At 74.2% G+C, this 2,465-nt stretch carries 3 protein-coding genes; 1 reads left to right on the forward strand and 2 read right to left on the reverse strand.

Annotated features, from left to right (window positions below; all coding sequences use genetic code 11):
• The first annotated feature begins 340 nt into the window (after positions 1–340).
• On the forward strand, positions 341–766 hold the full coding sequence (locus tag AOK18_RS27185; protein WP_055574165.1) for a VOC family protein: 426 nt from the start codon (positions 341–343) through the stop codon (positions 764–766).
• Between the two features lie 59 nt (positions 767–825).
• On the opposite strand, the gene AOK18_RS27190 is transcribed toward AOK18_RS27185, so the two are convergent.
• Complete coding sequence (locus AOK18_RS27190) at positions 826–1,443, reverse strand: DUF1707 SHOCT-like domain-containing protein (RefSeq protein ID WP_055696051.1); 618 nt, start codon at positions 1,441–1,443, stop codon at positions 826–828.
• 438 nt (positions 1,444–1,881) lie between these two features.
• Positions 1,882–2,465 (reverse strand): CHAT domain-containing protein (locus tag AOK18_RS27195; RefSeq protein ID WP_157865233.1); only part of this gene is annotated, 584 nt, incomplete at its 5' end.

Raw genomic sequence — 2,465 nt, forward strand, 5'->3', positions numbered from 1 at the left:
CAAATCCTGTCGTCCCGACTTTGAGGAGTCGCAGTTCAGGGGCCGCATCGGAGGAGATCCGATGCGGCCCCTGAACCGTTCCTGAGACCGGAGCACCTGACCGGGGGAGAGCGCACACCGACCCGGGCACCACGCACCCCGCGGATCCGGACCGGAGATGTCCGAGAGGTGGAGCGCGACCCGGCGGGCGACCGCGAGCCGCAGGCCGCCGGCAAGGTGGAGCCCCCGGAACACCGCCACTTCCGGGTGCGGAGAACGCGGCACCGGCTCCGTCCCGGAGGTATCAGTAGCCAGAACGGACCACGAGGCGAAGAAGGAGCACCCCGTGACGCTTCAGCGGATGGACAACGTGGGCATCGTCGTCGACGACCTGGAGGCCGCCGTCGCCTTCTTCACCGAACTCGGCATGGAGCCGGAAGGCGAAGCGCGGATCGAGGGAACCTGGGCGGACCGGACGGTCGGCCTCGACGGGGTCCGCAGCACCATCGCGATGATGCGCACCCCGGACGGCCACGGCAGGCTGGAGCTGACGAAGTTCCACACCCCCGCGGCGATCCCCGCCGGACCGCTCGACCCGCCGCCCAACACTCTGGGCCTGCACCGTGTCATGTTCGCCGTCGACGACATCGACGGCACGATCGCCCGTCTGCGCCGCCACGGCGCCGAACTCCTCGGCGAGGTGGCGCGGTACGAGAACGCCTACCGGCTCTGCAACCTTCGCGGTCCCTCGGGAATCATCGTCGCCCTGGCCGAACGGATCGGCTAGGTCCCGCCTCTTCGGCGGTGCCGGGCCCCGCACCCGCGGCACGACCCGGACGACAGGCCTCAGTCCCGCGCCGGGTTGCTGTGCAGCTTGCGCCGTTCCCAGCGGTTGGGGTGGCGGACGACCACCCCCGCCACGCCGCCGGACCCGGTGAGCCGGATCAGCGGAGTCCCCGGAAGCCGGTCGGGAGTGGTCTTGTCCGTCAGGCCGCCGAAGCCGGGGTCCATGCCGCCGGTGTCCGCGGCCCAGCCGTCGGGGATGACGATCGTGACACCGGCCGTCTCCCCGTACGCCTCCACCACGACCTCCGTGAGGCGGCACTCGGCCCGGGTGAAGTCGACCTTCACACCCCCTACGCCTCCGTGAGCGATCACGTGCCCGGGAACCTCCCAGCGCCCGGGGCCCCGGGACGCGCCGTACAGGCCGCCCTTGAGCACCAGGGGCGGTCGGCTCCCGGCGGAGTCCGGCCTCGGCAGGTCGGCGGTCAGGGCGGCCAGCTCGGCGTGGGTCTTGGACGTCAGCGCCTGCTCCAGGCGCGCATCCAGCTCCTCGAAATCGATGCGCCCCTCGGCTGCCGCATCACGCAGCTGCTCCACCACTGCCTCCCGGTCGTCGTGAGAGGCGCGGAGCTCTCCCGGGGGAACAGGGCGCGGAAAGGACTCCGGAGGCTGGGCAGTCATGGTCACAAGGATAAGCATCCGGCGGGCCGGGCGGACCGGGACCGCACATCCCGAACACCGCCCGGAGCCGCACCGGGACGCGGCAGCGGCCCGGACAGCACTCGATGCGCCCCAGGACCAACCGGGCCGCCGTCTGCGGGACTTCGCACCGGCGGCCCCGCGGAGCGCTGTCGTGGGCGGCGCCCCCGGCGCCTCTCACCGCAGGAGACGCGGGGACGGCCGTGGACACGCGCGAAGCTCCGCCCGGCGCGACAGCGGGTCCGGCGGCCGTCCCTCCCCCCGCCCGGTGCCGTTCCTCACCGCATCACGCGCCTGCCCGCCGGTCCGCCGCACCGACACCCCGTGGCGCGCCTCCCGCGGCCGTGTGACCGGCACCTGGCGGGCCCGGCTCGGGCGGGGCGCCGGGGGCCGGTCCGTCCGTCCACCGGTCCGTCCGTCTCAGGCCGCGCCGAACGCCGAGAACGCCCACCCGGTGGCCCGGTGCACCGCGTCGTCCGGCAGCGAGGCCCGCGCGTCACGCAGGGCCTCGGCCAGGGACAGCCCCGCGTCGAGCCCCTTGTGCAGCGCCAGCATCAGCGGCACCACCGCCGCGTCGTTCACGGGCGCGCTGCACGCCACCACACCCGCCGTGCCGAGCGGCAGCAACGCGGTGACCAGCCCCAGGAGTTCGTCGGCGCCCACACTGGCGAACCGCGCGGTGTCGCAGCAGGACAGGATGATCCGGTACGGGCTGCGGCCGAGCCGTTCGAAGTCGTGCACGATCAGCGGCCCGTCGGCCATCCGCAGCGAGGAGAACAGCGGACCGTCCGCGCGGAACTCGCCGTGCGCGGCGATGTGCGCCAACTCGGCCCCGTCCAGCTCCTCCAGCACCCGCTCCACCCTCGCGTCGTCCCCCTCCAGGACCCTCGCCCCGCCGTACCGGCCCGCGAGCTCCGGCACCTCCGCACCGCCCGTCGCGAGACCGGGACCGCGCACCAGCACCTGGCGGCCCCCGGGCGGCGTCGCGGTCCCGGTCTCGCGAC

It is taken from the genome of Streptomyces prasinopilosus (genome assembly GCF_001419695.1).
GTDB lineage: Bacteria > Actinomycetota > Actinomycetes > Streptomycetales > Streptomycetaceae > Streptomyces > Streptomyces prasinopilosus.

Coding starts and splice junctions, on each gene's coding strand:
- AOK18_RS27185 (WP_055574165.1), top strand. CDS start 341: ATGGACAACGTGGGCATCGTCGTCGACGACCTGGAGGCCGCCGTCGCC.
- AOK18_RS27190 (WP_055696051.1), bottom strand. CDS start 1,443: ATGACTGCCCAGCCTCCGGAGTCCTTTCCGCGCCCTGTTCCCCCGGGA.